This is a genomic window from Anaerotignum lactatifermentans, assembly GCF_016902535.1.
Taxonomy (GTDB): domain Bacteria; phylum Bacillota; class Clostridia; order Lachnospirales; family Anaerotignaceae; genus Anaerotignum; species Anaerotignum lactatifermentans_A.
The window spans coordinates 1-1,608 of record NZ_JACSNY010000040.1; the positions used below are offsets into that span (position 1 = coordinate 1).

Consider the following 1,608-nt stretch of genomic DNA (forward strand, 5'->3'; position numbering starts at 1 on the left):
GCATTATAATACAGACAAAGGCAGAACCTCAAAATAGGCTCTGCCCAAAGTAACTAATGACATATCTTATATCAGTTTATTCACTTTACACAAAACTTGAAACGGTCTCGACTTTGATAATTACTTAATGCAAATTATTCCTCCTGCTTTGTTTAATTTTCATTTCTTTGATGGCGAAAAAGTTTCAAATTTTGTGTTTGACCGTGCAAATGGTCAAGCATTTCGAAAAGCTTTTTTACAAATTTGCAGTTTGGACACATTTGACTTGATTGAAGAACAACTGCGATACAATACTCGAACAACAAAAGGCGACTCACACAGTCTTGTTGAAGAAGAATATGAAACAGCCAGAGAAAAACGAGCTAAAGCTAAAGAAGCATACACCATTGCTTTTCAAAGAATGGAAAACGTGCAAGAAGAAATTGATGCTCTTCAAGATCAAATTGCCATATTAGATGAAAATATGAGAAAATATGGCGGTATTGAAAACCATGATTGGAAACTATACGAGAAAGAAATCCAAGAGGAAGAAGCCAAACGTAATGAACTGCGGCATATTCTAAAAACGGCAGCTAATGATGTCATTCCATTTGTTATTTTGAAAGAACAATTAGAGGCACTCAAAATCCAATTGACTGTAGAAGAGAAACTAAAGCGAAATCGCCTTCTCAAAGACAAATTTTCTGATCCTCACTTAAAGGAAAAATTGCAGCAGGAATTCGTTGATTCCCCTCGTACTGAAATTTCTGATAGATTTATGCATGCTTTATATAGGACACTACGTGAAGACATATCTGAAGATGAGATAGAATTTTTGAAAATATCCGAAAATGATTCTATGGAATTACTTGCGAAAATTCATCACTATCAAAATTACGATGTGCAAAGCCTTCTTGATGCAGAAAAATCTTTGGAAAAATCTTTAGCACATACAAAAGAGCTGCGTGCACAAATGGACTCAAAAGAAGTCATAGATTCCAATCATTATCTGTTACAAAAAAACGAACTTCTTATGCGACTGAATGCACTGAGACAACAATCTTTGGTAGAAAAAGATTGTCTTTTCCAAAAAGAAAGCATAATGCAAACAACAGAGAAAGTATACCAGAAAGCATACGAAAAATATCGTGCTATGCTAAAAGAAAAGTCTGTTTCTGATATGGCAGCCAGAGCATTATTGGCATTTAGTGAATTGAAACAGAATCTATATGCTAAATATGTCTCACAAGTTGAAGATGCTTTTTCTCGAAATTTCCATAATCTCATTAGCAAAACCGATTTAATTGATGGAATTTATATCGATTCTGCATTTGAAATAGTTGCCTACAAGATGCAAGAAGTTGATATTGCTCATGTTTCAAAACAAATTCAAGAATATGGCAAAGAATATCTACGTTCTAATATTGGTGAACGAGCCTATAAGATAATTCAAGATTGTAAATTCAGTAAAGGAAAGATCATTGTACCAATCAAAGTTGAGCAACATTTTTCCGCTGGAGAGAGACCGTTTCAAGTTTTGTGTAAAGTGAATAAACTGATATAAGATATGTCATTAGTTACTTTGGGCAGAGCCTATTTTGAGGTTCTGCCTTTGTCTGTATTATAATG

At 33.9% G+C, this 1,608-nt stretch carries 1 protein-coding gene; it reads left to right on the forward strand.

What is annotated here, in order from left to right; genetic code table 11:
* Positions 1–127: 127 nt before the first annotated feature.
* A complete protein-coding gene (locus H9X84_RS12730; RefSeq protein ID WP_205134623.1) occupies positions 128–1,543 on the forward strand; it encodes a hypothetical protein in 1,416 nt (471 codons plus the stop codon).
* Positions 1,544–1,608 lie beyond the last annotated feature (65 nt).

Excerpts from the sequence above, each read along its gene's own strand:
- H9X84_RS12730 (WP_205134623.1), top strand. The coding sequence starts at position 128 with ATGCAAATTATTCCTCCTGCTTTGTTTAATTTTCATTTCTTTGATGGC.